Origin of the sequence: Collinsella sp. AF23-2, assembly GCF_003459245.1 — a bacterium.
Classification (GTDB): Bacteria; Actinomycetota; Coriobacteriia; order Coriobacteriales; family Coriobacteriaceae; genus Collinsella.
On the sequence record NZ_QRVG01000001.1, the window covers coordinates 289,813 to 307,336 of the forward strand.

Annotated in this window: 16 protein-coding genes and 1 pseudogene; 8 read left to right on the forward strand and 9 right to left on the reverse strand. The window is 60.0% G+C overall.

What is annotated here, in order from left to right; genetic code table 11:
- Window positions 1-47: 47 nt before the first annotated feature.
- From serC to DWY03_RS01285, 4 genes and pseudogenes are all read right to left on the reverse strand, one after another.
- Entirely contained in the window at window positions 48-1,172 is a 1,125-nt protein-coding gene (gene serC / locus DWY03_RS01265; RefSeq protein WP_117772992.1) for a 3-phosphoserine/phosphohydroxythreonine transaminase, read from the reverse strand.
- Window positions 1,173-1,314: 142 nt separating this feature from the next.
- Window positions 1,315-2,616: pseudogene (locus DWY03_RS10170) on the reverse strand (DNA/RNA helicase domain-containing protein).
- An 84-nt stretch (window positions 2,617-2,700) separates the two neighbouring features.
- Window positions 2,701-3,057, reverse strand: a complete 357-nt coding sequence (locus DWY03_RS01280; RefSeq protein WP_117839746.1) for a GIY-YIG nuclease family protein — start codon at window positions 3,055-3,057, stop codon at window positions 2,701-2,703.
- The gene (locus DWY03_RS01285; protein ID WP_197032115.1) at window positions 3,050-3,406 is read right to left on the reverse strand and encodes a nucleotide pyrophosphohydrolase; all 357 of its coding nucleotides are present in this window, start codon (window positions 3,404-3,406) and stop codon (window positions 3,050-3,052) included. The genes DWY03_RS01280 and DWY03_RS01285 overlap by 8 nt, the downstream gene beginning before the upstream one ends.
- A 115-nt stretch (window positions 3,407-3,521) precedes the next feature.
- Between DWY03_RS01285 and DWY03_RS01290 the strand changes: the two genes are divergently transcribed.
- On the forward strand, window positions 3,522-3,713 hold the full coding sequence (locus tag DWY03_RS01290; RefSeq protein ID WP_117563971.1) for a hypothetical protein: 192 nt from the start codon (window positions 3,522-3,524) through the stop codon (window positions 3,711-3,713).
- A gap of 21 nt (window positions 3,714-3,734) precedes the next feature.
- Here DWY03_RS01290 and DWY03_RS01295 read toward each other — a convergent pair whose 3' ends face one another.
- Window positions 3,735-5,336 (reverse strand): potassium/proton antiporter, encoded by a 1,602-nt coding sequence (locus tag DWY03_RS01295; protein WP_117563970.1) that lies wholly within the window; start codon window positions 5,334-5,336, stop codon window positions 3,735-3,737.
- Between the two features lie 253 nt (window positions 5,337-5,589).
- Between DWY03_RS01295 and DWY03_RS01300 the strand changes: the two genes are divergently transcribed.
- Entirely contained in the window at window positions 5,590-6,429 is an 840-nt protein-coding gene (locus tag DWY03_RS01300; RefSeq protein WP_055252016.1) for a metallophosphoesterase family protein, read from the forward strand.
- A gap of 317 nt (window positions 6,430-6,746) precedes the next feature.
- Here DWY03_RS01300 and DWY03_RS10175 read toward each other — a convergent pair whose 3' ends face one another.
- Both DWY03_RS10175 and DWY03_RS10180 read right to left on the reverse strand, forming a co-directional pair.
- Window positions 6,747-7,409, reverse strand: a complete 663-nt coding sequence (locus DWY03_RS10175) for a lipopolysaccharide biosynthesis protein (protein WP_231500723.1) — start codon at window positions 7,407-7,409, stop codon at window positions 6,747-6,749.
- A gap of 6 nt (window positions 7,410-7,415) precedes the next feature.
- Window positions 7,416-8,321, reverse strand: a complete 906-nt coding sequence (locus tag DWY03_RS10180; protein WP_231500722.1) for a lipopolysaccharide biosynthesis protein — start codon at window positions 8,319-8,321, stop codon at window positions 7,416-7,418.
- A gap of 352 nt (window positions 8,322-8,673) precedes the next feature.
- Between DWY03_RS10180 and pckA the strand changes: the two genes are divergently transcribed.
- From pckA to DWY03_RS01330, 5 genes are all read left to right on the forward strand, one after another.
- Window positions 8,674-10,344, forward strand: a complete 1,671-nt coding sequence (gene pckA, locus DWY03_RS01310) for a phosphoenolpyruvate carboxykinase (ATP) (RefSeq protein WP_192934527.1) — start codon at window positions 8,674-8,676, stop codon at window positions 10,342-10,344.
- Between the two features lie 227 nt (window positions 10,345-10,571).
- The gene (locus tag DWY03_RS01315) at window positions 10,572-11,291 is read left to right on the forward strand and encodes a B3/4 domain-containing protein (RefSeq protein ID WP_117583756.1); all 720 of its coding nucleotides are present in this window, start codon (window positions 10,572-10,574) and stop codon (window positions 11,289-11,291) included.
- A gap of 173 nt (window positions 11,292-11,464) precedes the next feature.
- On the forward strand, window positions 11,465-11,914 hold the full coding sequence (locus DWY03_RS01320; RefSeq protein WP_022093866.1) for a MarR family winged helix-turn-helix transcriptional regulator: 450 nt from the start codon (window positions 11,465-11,467) through the stop codon (window positions 11,912-11,914).
- Window positions 11,915-12,033: 119 nt separating this feature from the next.
- Complete coding sequence (locus tag DWY03_RS01325; RefSeq protein ID WP_117583755.1) at window positions 12,034-12,888, forward strand: DegV family protein; 855 nt, start codon at window positions 12,034-12,036, stop codon at window positions 12,886-12,888.
- Window positions 12,889-12,967: 79 nt separating this feature from the next.
- Window positions 12,968-13,288 carry an MGMT family protein gene (locus DWY03_RS01330; protein ID WP_117583754.1) on the forward strand — a complete coding sequence of 107 codons (321 nt, stop codon included), beginning with the start codon at window positions 12,968-12,970 and terminating at the stop codon, window positions 13,286-13,288.
- A 331-nt stretch (window positions 13,289-13,619) separates the two neighbouring features.
- Here the strand turns inward: DWY03_RS01330 and trpS are convergent, their stop codons facing one another.
- Together trpS and DWY03_RS01340 are read right to left on the reverse strand one after the other, a co-directional pair.
- Window positions 13,620-14,669, reverse strand: coding sequence for a tryptophan--tRNA ligase (gene trpS, locus DWY03_RS01335; protein WP_089572045.1), 1,050 nt, complete (start codon window positions 14,667-14,669; stop codon window positions 13,620-13,622).
- Between the two features lie 159 nt (window positions 14,670-14,828).
- On the reverse strand, window positions 14,829-16,028 hold the full coding sequence (locus DWY03_RS01340; protein ID WP_117583753.1) for an MraY family glycosyltransferase: 1,200 nt from the start codon (window positions 16,026-16,028) through the stop codon (window positions 14,829-14,831).
- Between the two features lie 524 nt (window positions 16,029-16,552).
- On the opposite strand from DWY03_RS01340, the gene DWY03_RS01345 reads away from it, so the two are divergent.
- Window positions 16,553-17,491: a radical SAM protein gene (locus DWY03_RS01345; protein WP_117583752.1), complete on the forward strand. Its 939-nt coding sequence runs from the start codon at window positions 16,553-16,555 to the stop codon at window positions 17,489-17,491.
- The last annotated feature ends 33 nt before the right edge of the window (window positions 17,492-17,524 follow it).

Consider the following 17,524-nt stretch of genomic DNA (forward strand, 5'->3'; position numbering starts at 1 on the left):
TTTATAACAAGTGGTTTGAAGTGGCTGGTCGGCCCGCGTGTTGCGGGCTAGTTAGATCGCGGGCTCAAACTATGCTGCGCTTCGAAGTCCTTCACGTACGTGGCCAGCGCCTGCACGTCCTCCATGGTGACGGCGTTGTACACGCTGGCGCGCATTCCGCCGACGAGGCGATGGCCCTTGACGTTTTGGATCTGGTGCTCTGCCGCGCCCGCAACAAAGGCCGCGTCGAGTTCGGCGTCGCCGGTACGGAACGTGACGTTGGCGATGGAGCGGCTGTTGGCCTGCGCGGTGCCATGGAACAGCTCGCTGTGCTCGAGCAGGTCGTAGAGCAGGTTGGCCTTGGCCCAGTTGCGCTCGGCCATGGCGGCAAGTCCGCCGGTCTGCTCAACCCAACGGAACACCTTGCCGCACACGTAGATGCCAAAGGTGTTGGGCGTGTTGAGCATGGAGCCCTTGGCGGCCTGGGTCTTAAGGTTCATGTACTGCGGCGTCTGCGCAAAGGCCGGGCCGTCGGCGATCAGGTCGTCGCGCACGATGACCACGGTCACGCCAGCGGCGCCGGCGTTTTTCTGAGCGCCGGCGTAGATGAGTCCGTAGCGCTCGACGTCGAGTGGCTGCGACAAAAAGCAGCTCGAAACATCGGCGACCAGCGGCACATCGCCGCAGTTAGGCAGCTCGCGGTACATGGTGCCAAAGATGGTGTTGTTCTGGCAGATGTAGACGTAGTCGAGCCCGTCGCCCGCAGCCTCGGCGGCAATACGCGCGTTGATGTCGGCCATGTCGGGGATGCGGTCGAAGTTGGTGTCTTCGGAGCTCGCGAGCAGCACGGCCTCGCCGTACTTGGCGGCCTCCTTGTACGCCTTGTTGGCAAAGTTGCCGGTCACGATGTAGCCGGCGCGCCCGCGGCGCATGAGGTTCATGGGGATGCCCGCAAACTGCAGCGTGGCGCCGCCCTGCAAAAACAGGACACGGTAATTGTCGGGGATGCTCAGCAGGCGGCGTAGGGTTGCCTCGGCGTCGTCGATGATCTGCTGGTACATGCTAGATCGATGGCTCATCTCGAGCACGGACATGCCGCAACCGCGGTAGTCCATCATCTCGTCGGCGATCTCGGCGAGCACGCTTGTGGGCAGTGCGGCCGGGCCAGCTGAGAAGTTGTGCACACGTGCCATCTTCTAGTTCCCCCTCGTAGTCGTTTGAACGTTCGGGATACTTTAGCACAGTGGAGCGCTAGGCGCGACCGCATCACGGTAAAACTCGAGTGCGCCGCTATGATTTACAGGATGGTTACATGGGGGAGGGCGGTCGCAAGGTCTATATCGCCGGGATATACCGTGACAGGTACTCTTTGAGCGCGGGGTCGCACACATAGAGATACGTTCCTAACATGCCGCGCGTCATGAGGACGTAGTAGGCGTTGACGATGATCTTTTGCAGATCATCGTCGCTTGCCTTTTTCTTGGCAACGGCATCTTTGAAGTTTGCCCTGTTAACGTTGACTGCATCTTTGTTCGAATCGTAGTAAATGTCGGGACCCAGAATTACGAATCCGTAGTTGAGGTCGTAGCCTTGTACCGTATGAATGCATCCGACTTCGTTGACGGCGTTGGCGGAGTTAACCCAATCCTTCTGGGTTGAGTTCCAGCGTTTGGGAATGCCCTCGATGACGATATCGAACGCATCTTTGTTATTCTTCGTTTCCCACTTCCACGCAAAGCCTGCCATCATGCGGGATAGACCAACTTCTTCTTCCTTGGTTTGCTGCAGAGAGCAGAAGTCCTCAAATCGGTCGACGATTCCAAACTGGTATCTGGGGATATCGCTGTCCGGATCCCCGGCTCGCGAATCGTAAGGCTCCTATGAAAAGAGTGCTTTGAACTTCATGCCGGCATGCATGTACGCTTTGTTATCAAGCAGGTCGTAGACAAAATCGAGGTACTCATCGCCGCCACGCACGCGCATTTGGGTACTCAAGTTGAATTCTTCGGTCTCGATGCCGGCTTCTTCGAGTTGGTTGAGTCGCTGCTCAAGGCCATCTCGGTTGAGTCCCGATGCGCGGACTTGCTGTTTGGGGTCAAAGAACAGGTACGCCTTGTCGCAGCATTTGAAAATCCAATCCACCTGGCTGCTCGTGCGCGGCAAGCTGAGTCGTTCACATGTGTTGTAGAAAGCTCCGATGCCGGCGCCGGCGGATAAGTAGTTTCCCAGTCGGTGCGCCTCGTCGACAAGCAAGACGTCATACCGATCGTTTTTTGTGACGTCGTTGGGGCTCAGGATATCGCCGGGCTTTAACCCGGGGAGGAAGTGCGTGAGTTTTTTGAGCGTCTTGCTCAGAGACTCCATGGGCGTCACGAAGCCGACCCGCAGACCGGAAAGGTTCGGCTCATTTTTGATTTTGAACATGAGACTGATGGCGAGGATTGTTTTGCCTGTTCCCGGCGCGCCGTTCACGACGGTTACGCGCTCTTTCTTGGGACCGCCGTGTTTAATGTCTTCATGCTCTTGCTCGAGCCGCCTGTAAATCGCCTCAATCGTTTCGTATTGATCGGGCGTGAGCGTTTTGAAGGGCGAGAATTTGAACAGGTCGGTATTCTCGAGCTCTTCGATGGGGTGGATCGCATAGTTCTCTTCGCGAAGCTTTGTCCAGAGGTCTCTGAACTTCTGGCGATACTGAGGTCGCTCAAAATAATCGAACTGGGCTTAGCCATTGTTGGCGTTGGTTACCTGGTATTTTTCGTCAGCGCAGAACAGCTCGATAAGTCGATTCTCAAACTCAAATGTTGCTGACTGATTGAAGGTTGGATTGTCAATCAGGAGGGTCCGGTCGAAGTCTTTGTCCACGTTTGCGGCGTGTTGCTTCATGCGGCGTCGATAATTGGTCGTTTGACCGATGTACGCCGTTTTGTTTTTACTGTTGGTCAGAATATAGAGAACGGGCCAACTCTCGTCATGGTGGAATCCGGGCTTTGGCGTGCCAAAGTCCTGCAGCGATTCGCTTGCCTCGAAGGGTTGGGGGAGGGGAAGCGTGTATTGTCGAAGGGCGAACTCATTACTCATGGTGGGCCGCCTTTCTGTATTCGCTGGAGCTGGTGTCGACGGGATAGCGCTCGCCGTTGCGTTTGAGTTTGGACGAGAGCGCCTTTGGGAGGTCGATTCCGTTTAGATCGGCGAAACGTAGGAGAAAGAGGAGCGTGTCGGCAACTTCGTCTTCGATGGCTTGGCGCTGATCAGGGCTATCGAACATTTCTGCAATGCGCTTGTCGCTCATAAAGCGGAAAAGCTGAAGGAGTTCGGAGGACTCTGTCGCTATGCCGATGGCAAGTTCCTTTGGAGTGTGATATTTGCGCCAATCGCGCGCATCACAAAAATCTCTGACTTGTTCTGTCATGGCAGTGAGCTTGTCCATCATCCGTAACCTCCCTGATGTTCATTATTTTATTATGGCCGTATCTGGAGTTTATTGCACATCAGTTGGGACGTGCGGTTTGTCCGGCCGCGATTGCCCGGTAGGAGGATTCACCGTGAAGATTGAAGTTGATGTAGACCAGCTGCGCGAGGGCTTGCTCGACTACGCGGGGAGCGCGGCTGGCGTGGGCTTTCCCGCTGCCATGCTCGACGTGATGGATATCGAGGACGAGTCGCCCCAAGAGCTCCTAGCCCGAGCCGAACGCGAAGGCCTCGACCTCCGCGACTTTGCTGTGGGTGACAGCTAGTAGCTGAAGAGGGACGGGCTGCTAGGAAGCTAGCGTGGCGATGACGGCTTCGTCGCCGGCGTATATTAGGGTGTTGCCATCGGGGATGATGGTTTGGCCGTCGCGCTTGAGCATCACCACGATAAACGGGTGCTTGCCCTGCGGCACGTCGCGCAGGCGCTGACCGGCCAGGCGACCGTGGGGCGTCACGGTGACCTCGCGCAGCGTAACCTCGGCACGCTCTTCGAACGTTGGGGCTGCCATCACCAGAAGGTCGCCTTCCTCGATGACGGTATCGCCGTTGGGCAGTACCGGGTGTGCCCCGTCGCGCAGCACCAAGACCACGAGCATGTCCGTCGCGCTGCCAATATCGGCGAGCGAGCGCCCGGCAAACGGATGGCCAGCGCCCACCTTGAGCTTTACAAACGACATGCCGTCCTCGTCGTGGTAGTCGTTAAAGGTGCGGCGCACGTCGCCGGCCGCATCGATCATATCGAGTTTCTTCGCCACCGCCGGCAGTAGCGAACCCTGCACCACAATGCTCGATACGGCAATCACAAACACCAGGTCAAATAGGTCGTGTCCGCCGGGAACGCCGGCCACCACAGCAAAGAGGCTAAAGACGACCGAAGCCGCGCCGCGCAAGCCCGCCCAGCTTACGAGCGCAACCTGGCGAGGGCTCGTCTTAAAGGGCGCCAGCAGCAGACCGACGGCGATGGGGCGGCTCGCAAAGAGCATAAACGCCATGAGCGCCAGGCCGGGTAGCAGCATTTGCGGCAGGCGCGCGGGCGTGACGAGCAGGCCGAGCAAGAAGAAGATCGTCATCTCGGCCATCTCGGTAAGGGTGTCAAAGAAGTGCGCCATCTCGACCTTGCCGGTGATGTCGCTCGCGCCCAGCACAATGCCTGCCAGGTATACGGCCAAAAAGCCGTTGCCGCCCAGGTAGCTCGGCAGTGCGTAGGCGACGATCGCCACGGCGAACAAAAAGATAGTCTGCGCGCCCTCGGCCGTTGCGTGTGCGCGCTCAATCAGGCGGCTGGATATCCAGCCGATGGCAAGGCCCAGCCCCACGCCCAGGATGATCTGCTTGGCCAGCAGCACGGGAATGTCGATGTTGCCACCCGCCGCGAGGGTGGCGAGTACCGCGGTGAGCATGTAGGCGACGGGGTCGTTGGAGCCCGATTCGACCTCGAGCAGCGAGTCGGTGCCGCCCTTTAGCGACAGGTTGTGCTCGCGCAGCACGCTAAAGACGCTCGCCGCGTCGGTCGACGCCACGACCGAGCCCAGCAGCAGGCCGCCGATCCAGTCGAAGCCCAGTGCGAAGTGTGCGAACACGCCAGTGATGCCGGCGGTGGCGATAACGCCGAGCGTGCTCAGCAGCACAGCGGGCGCGGCGACGGGTTTGGCACGGTCGATGTTGGTGTTAAAGCCGCCGTAGAACATGATGAACAGCAGCGCCGTGCTGCAGACGGTTTCGGTGAGCGCGTAGTCGCTAAAGTCGATGTGCGCCGGACCGTTGACGCCGAGCAGCATGCCGAGCGCAATAAAGATGAGGAGGGTGGGGAAGGGGAGTTTTTTGCCGACGGGTTTGATGGTCAGGCACAAAATGATGACGAGGCCGATAAAGAGAAGTATCTGGTTCATGGATAGTGTCCGCTCCTGGGTGGTTGGCGTGGCACGGTCAGTTGTCTGCGGTTATTTGTACCCAAAGGTGGTGGGTTTATGGGGGCGGATTACGGGCGTGCGCGATATCGTCATAGACGGCTGCCGTCTTTGCCTCTGCTCGGAAACCCTTTCCAGCTTTATTGCAACGGAGTACAATGGGTAACGTTTAAGTTCAACTTGAAGTTTTAGTTGCGGCGCCGGGCTTAGACCGCAATGCAAGGAGAGGCGTACCATGGCGATCTATGTGACATCTGATGCTCACGGGCACGTGCGTGCGCTTGACGAGGCCCTGTCTAAGATCTCGTTGACGTCCGACGACACGCTGTACGTGCTGGGCGACATGATCGATCGCGGGCCCGATCCGGTCGGCGTTATTAAGCTCGTGCGCTCGCTGCCCAACGCCCACGTGCTCAAGGGCAATCACGAGCAGATCATGCTCGATGCCATCATTGGCCAGGACCCGCTCGATGCCGAGACCTGGGATATCAACGGTGGCTGGACGACGAGCGAGCAGCTCAACGACATGGAATTTGAGGCATACGAGGAGCTCGTGCGATGGATGGCCGCGCTGCCGCTCTACGCGGTGGCCGAGACCGAGGAGCGCCCGTACCTGCTGGTGCATGCCGGCATCCAGACCGAGGCGGCGCGCGCGTTTTTGCTTGAGCATGGTGTCGATTGCGGTGACGGCAGGGGAGCGGTCGATGCCGATAGCGAGCTGCTGCGGCAAATGCTCGCCGTGCAGTCGTCCGATGACCTGCTGTGGATTCGTCACGGCTATTGGGATGCGCCGACGGGACTGCTTTCTGCCGAGGGCGAGGGCCCGGTCGTGGTGAGCGGCCACACGCCCACGGTGTCGCTTGGGCGCTATTGCGAGGTTGGCGGCCTGGCGGGGCTCGATGAGGAGTCGGGCCGCGGGCAGATTGTGCGCCTGGGTGGCGAGGATACCGCCGGCGTGCCCGATCGCATCGACATCGACTGCGCCGCCGCCACCGGCTCCGAGTTCGGTCGCGTGGGCATCCTGCGGCTCGATGATGGGGCGGAGTTCTACGCGAACATCAACCCGGGCGAATAATCGGTGCAAGTGGTAGCTAATTTGGGACGGGGCTTTTTTGACTACTCTTGCCCTTCTGCCCGCTAATTGATTTCTCTGGGACGGGGATTAAATAATCATTTGGCTGCCCGCTGGCTAAGTGAGTAGACTTTTTTGGAAATGCCGAGCACCCAACATATTTGCCTCAATAAAACCGCAGGTCACAGACTTGTGCTCTGTCGGTGTGGTCAGGGATTCGGTAAAAATCTACTCACTTAGTTTTACGTAATGCATATTGTCTTCAACGAGACCCCAGCCGGGGCGATTCCATCGCAAATTCCGGTGACCGGGGCAGCTAATTAGGCGCCGTAGGGGTTGCGGTCGCGCTCGATGCGCTGGCGGATGTGGGCGTACTCGATTATCAGCAGCACCAGGAGTAGGGCCATGATGGCTAGGTAGCTCACCACGGCGCCCATCAGACCCAGCAGCTTAATCAGGATCACCGGCAGCACCACGCTTACGGCGAAGCAGATCAGGTAGATCTTGGTGACATCGCCGGCGTGGCGCAACACCGTGATGATGGCGTAGATAAAGTCGATTGCCGCGGTGACGCCGCCGGCGACAACCATTAGCAGTGCCAGCGTGCGGTAGCGCTCAAAGTTGAGGCCGTACATAAAGCTCATGATGGGGATGCCGGGGCCTGCCATAAATGCGGCGCACGCTCCGGTAATGACCACGATCAGTGCCATAACGGCAACAATAATCAAGTCAAAGCGGCGACGCTTGCGCGGATTCGCCCAAATGCTCGACAGACGTAGGAGCTGCGGTTTATAGATAAATCCAATGCTCAACAAAATAGCCTGCGCTGGAAAGAACAGTGCATTAAAGTACAGCTGGTATTTGTAGGCCAGTGTGCCTTCCATCACGAACTTGGGCATGCTCTCGATGAGGTTGAACAGGAACAGCGCACCAAAGAGCGGGGCGCACTGGATAAACAGGTGACCAGCCTCGCGCAGACTCATACGGCGTTATTTTTCGGTTTCGAGCAGGGCGAGCGGGGCGGTGACCAGCACGAGCGAGGCAATCGCGGTAACACCCATGGCCATGGCGGCGATGGGCATGCTGCGCGTGAGGAACAGTGCCACGCTAAAGACCGCGATGACGCCGACGGATCGTAGCGTTTGGCTCATGCCGGCCAGGTAGAGTTTGTCGGCCTGCTGCAGGCGTCCCTCGTACACGTCGGCAATGCCGTCGATCACCTTATACAGGTAGACGCCCAGGCCGATTGTGGCCATCTGCGCATCGTAGCCGCGGGCGCTGCTGTATACCAGGCCGCATGCCAGCGCGAGCGCTCCGCAGATCCAGCGGTTGAGCTGGTAAGAGGCAAAGGACGTCTTTTCGTCGATGTCCGAGACCTGGAAATTGCGCACGCCGTAGTTGCACGCGATCATGATGAGCGTGCCGGTGACAAAGGCGATGGAGAATTTGCCAGCCTCCTCGGCGCCCACGAGCTGTGTGGACACGATGGTGAGCAACGGAAACACCATGCCCCACACGGCGGTGCCCAGGGTATTCCAAAGGTAGTCGCGACGGGTGGCGTGATCTTCGTACTCGGCTTCTTGCGTGGAGAAGCCGCCGCCGTAGACGGCTCCGAGCAGGCGGTTCCACCAGGCATTGACCATGCGGTGGATGGGGCCGGGCTGGCGATCGCGCTCGCGGCGACGGCGTGTGGCCTGGCTGCTGTCGGGACCGCCGGCGTTACGCTGGCTTAGCTCTTGGATTCGTGCGAGCTCCTCGGCGGTGTGCGATGCGGGGAACAGGCCGTTCTCGATGCGTCCGCCCTGCCCGTGCGCCCCGTCCGATACGGTGGGGTCGGCGACGCCATTGCGGCGGGCGATGGCGCGGCGAATGCTATCGATGGGCGTGATGCTCAAAGCGGAGTCCTTTCTATTGCTACGCTCTAGTATAGACGCGACGGTGTTCGTTCGTGTTTTTGAACAGGTTGTTCGATAATTTCGGCGGCGCCATTCAGTAGACGGCATTTGGGGACGTTCCTTATGTGCCGGCACTTTGGGAACGTCCCTAAGTGCCGGCATCCGGGGTCGCTCCTTGGTTGTTGCCTGTTCAAGAGTGTCCCTAACGACTAGGCCGCTTGCCTGCGATTTTTGACCGTTGGGCGGGCGCTTCGCCCTTGCCGCAAAAACGTTTTTGCATATCGGGTACAACGGGCTTTACGTGAGTAAAGTGCGCGCCTCGTCCACGTGTCGCGCTTTTAAAGGAGGCCCCATGCCAGGTGTTACCCCTGCAGAAGTTCTGTCCAACTTTGGCATTACGCTGGTCGAAGATCCCGCCGAGAATCAGCCCCGTCTGCTGGTCGATCTACCCGCCGCGGAGCTCGTCGAGCACGCTATCCGCCGCGAAGAAGGCCACATGGCATCCAACGGCGCGCTGGTGATCGAGACGGGGGAGCGCACTGGCCGTTCCCCCAATGACCGCTTTATCGTTGACACGCCCGACGTGCACGACAAGATCGCCTGGGGCGCCGTCAACCGACCGCTTTCGATCGAGAGCTACGAGACCATCAAGGCCGGCATCGTCGACTACCTCAACGAGCGCGACGTGTTCGTCACCCGCGGCATGGCCGGCGCCGACCGCAACCACACGCGCCGACTGCTCGTCGCCTGCGAGCGCGCCAGCCAGGCACTCTTCATTAAACAGATGCTCGCCCGCCCGCTTGCCCGCGAAATCGCGCGCACCGGCGAGCCCGACTTCTGCGTACTCGCAGCGCCCGGTTACCAGTGCGACCCTGCCATCAAGGGCCTCAACTCCAGCGCCGCCGTGGTCATCAACTTCCAGGAACGCGTGATTCTGGTCGCCGGCACCGGCTACTCCGGCGAGATTAAAAAGTCGATCTTTAGCGTCATGAATTACCTGCTGCCCGTCGAGGACGACGTGCTGCCCATGCACTGCTCGGCCAGCATGGATCCTGTCACGCACGAGACCGCCGTGTTCTTTGGCCTGTCCGGCACCGGCAAGACCACGCTTTCGGCCAACCCCACGCGCCTACTGATCGGCGACGACGAGCACGGTTGGTCCGACATGGGCATCTTCAACATCGAGGGTGGCTGCTACGCCAAATGCGAGGGCCTGGACGCGTTCCACGAGCCTGAGATCTTCAACGCCGTCCGCTTTGGCGCGATCTGCGAAAACGTGGTGCTCGACGAGAGCCGCAAGCCCAACTACGATGACGTCTCGGTCACGCACAACACGCGCGTGGCCTACCCTGTGGAGCACATTCCCAACGCGTGGACCAAGGGCATGGGCACCACTCCAAGCGTCGTGCTCTTCCTGACCTGCGATGCCTTTGGCGTGCTGCCGCCCATCTCGCGCCTGACGGCCGACTCCGCCATGTATCACTTTGTGACGGGCTTTACGGCCAAGATCCCCGGCACCGAGGTCGGCGTCACCGAGCCCACGCCCACGTTCTCTTCGCTGTTTGGCGAGCCGTTTATGCCGCTCGACCCCATGGTCTATGCCAAGATGCTCGGTGAGCGCATCGCCGACGGCCGCACGCGTGTGTACCTGGTCAACACCGGCTGGATCGGCGGCGGCTACGGCGTGGGTCATCGCATCGAGCTTGCCTACACGCGCGCCCTGGTGGCCCGCGCCCTCGACGGTACCATCGAGGACAGCGAGTTCGTGCACGACGACATCTTTAACGTCGACATTCCCACCACGTGCCACGGCGTACCCGACGGCATCCTGGTGCCGCGCCAGTATTGGCAGAGCACCGCTCGCTACGACGAGGCCGCGCACAACTTGGCCGTGATGTTCGAGGAGAACTTCGAGAAGAAGTACTCGCACCTGCCCGAATCCGTCAAGGCCGCCGGTCCGCATGCTCAGGTGCACGCCGACGCCCGTCATCGCGGCCACGGCCTGCTGGGACTTCGCCACTAGCGTCGCCTCAGACCCAAAACCACCATAAAGGGGACAGGCACCTTTGTGGTGGTTTTACTCGCGCGGATGACTCGGGTTACAATACGCCTGACATATCGCTCCCTTCTCCGGATGGGGGCAGCGTAAGCGCTCTTGTGGCGGCACCGTAGGACTTTGAAGGTGGCCGTCGTAAGGGCGCTTTTTGTTTAGGCACCCGGGCTCGGGCGCATGCTATGAAGGGAGAGCACATGAAGAGCTTTATTGCCGAGGATTCGTTTTGGGAGCTGTTTCCGCAGGCGGCTGTCGGTGTTGTGGTCGTAAAGGGCATGAAGCCCGCGGCTCAGATTCCTCAAGAGGACGTGGACGCGATTGCGGCGTTGCTCGACCGCGCCAATATCGATGCGGAGCGTCATCTGACCAGCGATACTATCAGCGAGAACGCACCGGTCAAGGCATGGCGCGAGGCTTATCGGCTGTTCAAGACCAAAAAGGGCGCGCGTTGCTCAATTGAGAGCCTGCTCAAGCGCGTGCTCAAGGGCAAACCGGTGGGCCACATTACGCCCGCGGTGGACATCTACAACACGGTGTCGCTGACCTACGCGCTGCCCGTTGGCGGCGAGGACCTGCATGCGATTGAGGGGGATCTTCGCTTGAAGGTGACTGACGGCGGCGATGCGTTCCTGCCACTTGGCGAGGAAACGGATGACCCGACGCTGCCCGGCGAGCTCGCCTACATCGATGATGCGGGCGCCGTATGCCGCTGCTGGAACTGGCGCGATGGCGTTCGCACGGCGCTGTCCGACGATTCGGCCGATGCATTCCTGGCGATTGAGTGCGTGGAGCCCGAGCGGATGGGGGATTGCCAGGCTGCCGTTGATCGTCTCGCCGAGTTGCTCGAGCGCTATCTGGGAGCGACGGTTGTCGTTAAGACGCTTGTGACCCGCGACAATCCCTGCGTGGAACTGTAGCGACGCCTGCGGATCATGTTCGCCGGTCAAAACCACTACAAAGGTGCCTGTCCCCTTTGTGGTGGTTTTTATGTTGATGGGTTAACAAATGGGATATTTGGGTATGGGTGTTGCCTCGTGCGGCTAAGATGTTTACCCGTTAGCATCATGTAAGCGAAAGGCGGTCGTCTCCCATGCAGCAGAACGACGAGACACGTTTTGAGGACTTTGTCGGACTGATCAGCGGGCTCTACAAGGAGATCCAGCGCATTAAGACATCCGAGGGCGCAAGGCTGGGCCTCAAGGGCTCCGACGTTATGTGCCTGTACTATCTTGAGCGCAGCAAGGACGGCCTGACTGGCGCTGACCTGGCTCGCATGGCAGGCGTGACCCGTGCCGCCGTCTCGCGCACGCTCGCGCATCTGGAGGAGGGCGGCTACGTCGAGGTCGACGACTCGGGTGATGCGGCCGTTAAGTATCGTGCCCCGGTGCGCCTGACCGCTCTGGGCGGCGAGAGCATGAGCGAGGCGGACCGCATCATTCGCGAGGTGCTCGACACCACCGGTAAGGCTATGGGTGTGGAGCAGCGCGAGCAGATGTATGCGTCGCTGCGTACGATTCTCAACACCCTGCGTGAGATCTAAGGCCGCCAAGGCATTTGCTTCCCATTAAAAACTGCATCGTCCCGTTTGAGCGCGTATGCCGTGCCGGGACATTGCTGTCAAAATTCCCTGCGCGAGACCTGCGCAAGAAAGGATTCGCTATGTCCGTCCGCATTATTACCGATTCCGCCAGCGATATGTCGCCGGCGGAGCACCCGGCGCTGTCCGTCTTGCCGCTGTCCGTTACCTTTGGCACCGATGTGTATATGGATGGCGTCGATATCGATCACCAGCGCTTTTACGAGATGCTCGTGGAGCGCGACGAGCTGCCCAAGACCGGTCAGGTCAACCCGTACGCCTTTTCGCAGGCGATTGCCGAAGCACGTGAGGCCGGCGACGAGGCGGTGATTATTACCGTGGGTGCCAAACTTTCGGGGACCAATCAGAGCGCCCGTACCGCACTTGCCGAGGCGCCGGGCGGCGACGTGTATGTGGTTGATAGCAATAACGTTACCCTGGGTGAGCGCGTGCTGGTCGAGTATGCCCTGCGCCTAGTGGACGAGGGCCAGGGCGCGGCCCAGATCGCGGCGGCTGTCGAGGCCGTCCGTGACCGCGTGGTGGTTATTGGTCTGCTCGAGACGCTGGAGTACCTGGTGCGCGGCGGTCGCCTGTCTGCTGCTGCCGGTGCCGTGGGTACGCTGCTCAACGTAAAGCCTGTTGTGGCTGCCGAGGACGGTCTGATCGTGCAGCTGGGCAAGGCGCGCGGTTCCAAGAACGGACGTAACCTGCTCAACCAGAAGGTCGAAAAGGCAGGCGGCATCGACTTTTCCATGCCGCTGGCGCTCGGCTATACGGGCCTTTCGGATGCGGTGCTCAAGAAGTATATCGAGGACAGCGCGGCACTGTGGGCTGGCCACACCGAGGGCGAACTGCCCGTTCACACCATCGGTGCCACCATCGGCACCCATGTAGGCCCCGGCGCCGTAGCCGTGGCCTTCTTCCAGCCCGTTAACTAGCCCACCTGCCAAAACCACCACAAAGGGGACAGGCACCTTTGTGGTGGTTTATGCTATTCCGGGTGGAAGGGAGCGAGCAATGGCGTCTGAGGGCTTTTTTGAGCGGGTGTACGAGGTGGTCGAGCAGATTCCCGAGGGGATGGTCGCCACGTATGGTCAGGTGGCGCTGCTTGCTGGACGTCCACGAAGTGCGCGGTACGTGGGGTATGCCCTGCATGGCAATCCGCGCCCCGGCGAGAGTCCCTGTCACCGCGTGGTGTTTGCCGATGGCCGCATATGCGATGGTTTTGCTTTTGGCGGTCCCGATGCTCAACGTGAGCTTTTGCTAGGGGAGGGTGTGGCGTTTAAGGACGACATGCACGTCGACTTGGCCGCCTGTCGCTGGCCTGCAGGGCTCTAGCGGCTCTGCCGTGGCTTAAACCACCACAAAGGTGCCTATCCCCTTTGTGGTGGTTTTGGCAGGTTTACCGAGGTTAACTTATGGAGAAGGTATGGCGGCGCGGTTTGTCGCAGCAAAGTAAACCACGGTGAACTATATTGTTTTCAGCAACGGAGCAGGCAATAGGCGATGAAAAAGCCTGCCCTGTTGAGTTTGATTCGCATTCCTCCCCTCTGTGCGATTCAACGGTGTACTTCGGGAACAGGCCCGCTGGCAACTATCTGCCAGCGGGCCTGTTCCTGTTTCGGTGAGGATTCAGCCTCACCGTCTATGTTGTGCGAAGGCGCTTTGCCTAGTACACCATGCCCATGGCGTCCTGAACCTCGGCCAGGGTCTGCTCGGCAATCTCGTTGGCGCGACGGTTGCCCTCGTGCAGCACGTCCTTCACATAGTCCAGATCGTTCTCATAGCGCTGACGACGCTCGCGGATCGGCGCGAAGTACTCGTTGACGGCCTCGGTCACGTACTTCTTGAGCTGGCCGGAGCCGCCCATGCCAATCTCCTCGGCAATTTCGACCTCGGAACGGCCGGTGCAGATGGCGGCGGTTGAAAGCAGGCCGGACACGCCGGGGCGGTTCTCGGGATCGAACGTGATCATGCGCTCGGAGTCGGTCTGGCTCTTCTTGATGCGCTTGGCCGTCTCCTCGGCGGTCATCGAGATGTTGATGGCGTTACCGTAGCTCTTGCTCATCTTGCGACCGTCCAGGCCCGGCAGCAGCGGGGTCTCGGACAGCAGTGCGTCGACCTCGGGGAACACCTTGCCGTAGCGGTTGTTAAAGCGGCGGGCGATGGTGCGGGTGAGCTCGATGTGCGGCAGCTGGTCGCGACCGACGGGCACCACGTTGCCCTTGCAGAACAGGATGTCGCAGGCCTGGTGCACCGGGTAGGTGAGCAGAAGGCCGGTGAGCTCGTGGCCCGAGGCCTCCATCTCGGCCTTTACCGTGGGGTTGCGCGCCAGCTCGGCCTCTGAGACCAGCGACAGGAACGGCAGCATGAGCTGGTTGGCGGCGGGCACGGCGGAGTGCGCGTAGATCATGGTCTTGTCGGGGTCGATGCCGCAGGCAAGGTAGTCCATGACCATGTTGTACACGTTGTCCTGGATGTGCTCGGTCGTGTCGCGGTCAGTGATGACTTGGTAGTCGGCGATGAGCACGTTGGTCTTGGCGCCCATGTTCTGCAGCTCAACACGGCCCTTGAGGGTGCCGAAGTAGTGACCCAGGTGCAGACGGCCGGTGGGGCGGTCGCCGGTGAGCATGGTGAACTTCTCGGGCGTTTTGGCCAGGCCCTCGCGAATGGCGTTGCTCTTTTGCAGCGCGACTTCGTAGCTGTTCTCGTTTGGCATGATTGCTCCTAACGTATGTTCATGGGTCAAGATGATAACGCGTTTATTGGAGGGGCGGGGCGTAAGTAGGCGAGGGGCTGGCAAGGGGTGGCTTACGCGATTGATGCGATGTAGTTGCACTTGGTCAGCGATGCCTTGACACATTCTCGGCAGCTTACCCTAGAGCTTGTGGTGGCGCTCTTCCTTACGTTCCTCGGCTGCCTGCTCCTCCTGCTTAAAGGCGGGGTCGTCGGGGGTGACGAGCTCATCCTCGTGCGTGCGCTTGTTGTAATGGTGGCGCAGCACGGGCTCAAACAGATGTAGATGCTTGGCAAAGGCCGCCGAGCCAATGGCGAGCACGGTAAAGATGAGCACGCGCATGGGCACCTCGACCTGGTTGATCGCGGCGGCGCCGGCCGAAAGCATAATGCACCAGGCATAGATGAGCAGCACAGCCTGCTTTTGGTTGTAGCCCTCTTGGATCAGGCGGTGGTGGATGTGGCCCTTGTCGGCCTGCCCGATGCTAATGTGGGCGCGCTTGCGGCGCACGATGGCGCTAAACGTGTCGATGATGGGCACGCCGGCAACGATGAGCGGGATGATAAGCGAGGTGAGCGCGGCGGTGCGGCTCACGTTGAGTAGCGAGATGGAGCCCAGCGCAAAGCCCAGAAGCAGCGACCCCGAGTCGCCCAAGAAGATGCTTGCGGGGTTGAAGTTGTAGCGCAAAAAGGCCAGACAGGCGCCAAAGAGCGCAATGGAGAGCGCGGCGGCGTCGATGCGGCCCGAGAGAACGGCCATCGAAAACATGGTGAACGACGCGATGCCGCAGATGCCCGTGGCTAAGCCGTCGAGGCCGTCGATGAGGTTAATGATGTTGGTGAATGCCACCAGATAGATCACGGTGATGGGGTAGGCGAGCCATCCGAGCATGATTTCGCCGGGGGCAAACGGGTTGACGATGACGCCGATGCGCAGGCCACCCACGCAGGCGATGAGCGCAGCGAGGACCTGTCCGGCCAGCTTTTGCTTGGGCTTGAGCTGGAAGACGTCGTCGATAGCGCCGGTCGCAAAGATGACGGTAAAAGAAAGCGCAAGTATGGGGTAGCTGATGTGCAGACGGGGGTGGGGCACCAAAACGGGCGGCCAACCCAGGTACCAGGTGCCTAGGATTTGCACAATACAGGCAACGACCAGGCCCAAAAACACCGCCGTTCCGCCCAAACGCGGGATGGGCTTGGTGTTGATGCGGCGCTTGGAAGGATAGTCGACGGCGTCGAGCTTAATTGCCAAGCGCTTGACCAGGGGCACCATGAGGAAGGTCGTGATAAAGGCCGCCGCTGCCACGCATAGGTACGGTATGTAGCTCGGGGATGAAGCCATGAATCTAAAAACCGCCAAGCGTCGAAGGAAAAGGTCAAAGGTTGCTAAGCGCAAAGGGCATAGCCGAACCATGATACTCGACCAAGGGGGGTGCATGGAATTGCACGCAGCGATAATCACGCGCTTACCAGATATTGGGATGTTGTCGATGGATTGTCGGGATACCGGCGGGGATCCATATGGGCTGTAATGGTGGTTTTCGGCAAATAAAAACCACCCCCCACGTTACGAAAATGAACCCACCTAAAACAGGTGGGTGCCCTCATCGACTGTTCCAGCGTCCTTAACAACGAAGGATACCTGTACTAGGTACGACTGTGTGGGCTCCCTAAATAAACGCGACGGTTCACCCAGTTGCTCCGCGGGGGGCGGAATACCTACATCATAAAGCGGCACTTTATCGATTCCAGTCTTGACATTACAAAAATCGTGTCGGACGATTACGGCGCCTTGGGCTCGAGCCGTCTGTGCGGTTGGTCCCTTTACGTTTGAGCTGCTGAATCGTTGTTTTGGAGCATGTTTTTATGCCGACGCCGTTGACCGAACTTTTTTCGCCCGCCTGCCATTTGTGTCCGCGCCGTTGCGGTGCGGTGCGCGACGAGGGTGCGCACGGCGTATGCGGTGCCGATGACACGCTCAAGGTGGCCCGCGCGGCGCTTCATATGTGGGAGGAGCCGCCTATCTCGGGCGAGGCCGGTTCGGGCACGATCTTCTTTAGCGGCTGCTCGCTCAAATGTATCTATTGCCAGAACCACGAGATCTCGACGGGCAATTTTGGGCTTGAGATTTCGCCCGAGCGCCTGGTCGAGATTATGCTGGAGCTGCAGGACCAAGGTGCCAATAACATCAATCTGGTGACGGCGACGCATTATGCTCACCTGCTGCCGGCCGCGATTGCCGCAGCTCGGGAGCGCGGACTGGTCATTCCAATCGTCTACAACACGAGCGGTTATGAGCGTGCGAGTGCCGTGGCGGCGCTCGGCGATTTGGTCGACGTGTGGCTTACGGACTTTAAATATGCCGATGCCGGGCTTGCGCAGTCGCTTTCTCATATTAAGGACTACCCGCGCGTGGCCGTGTCGGGTCTGGCCCAGATGGCGCGCGAGATTGAGCGCCGCGGGGGAGAGCTGGTAGACGAGGACGGGCTCATGAGGCGCGGCATAATCGTGCGTCATCTGGTGCTGCCGGGGCATGCGGACGATTCGTGCCGCGTGTTGGACCTGGTGTGGCAGACGGTGGGCGACGTGCCGATCTCGGTCATGAACCAGTACACGCCCAATGCCCTCATGCGCGAACAAGGCGGCGACCTGGCGCGCGCCGTGACGCGCGAGGAGTACGAGCAGGTGCTCGACCATGCCGACGACCTGGGCTTTACGACGATGTTTTGGCAAGAAGGCGGCGCGGTAGACGAGAGCTTTACCCCGGCGTTCGACACCACCGGCGTCCTCACCAGCGCAAAGTAGCGCGTTCGCCGATGATTTTTCTGGGACGGGGAT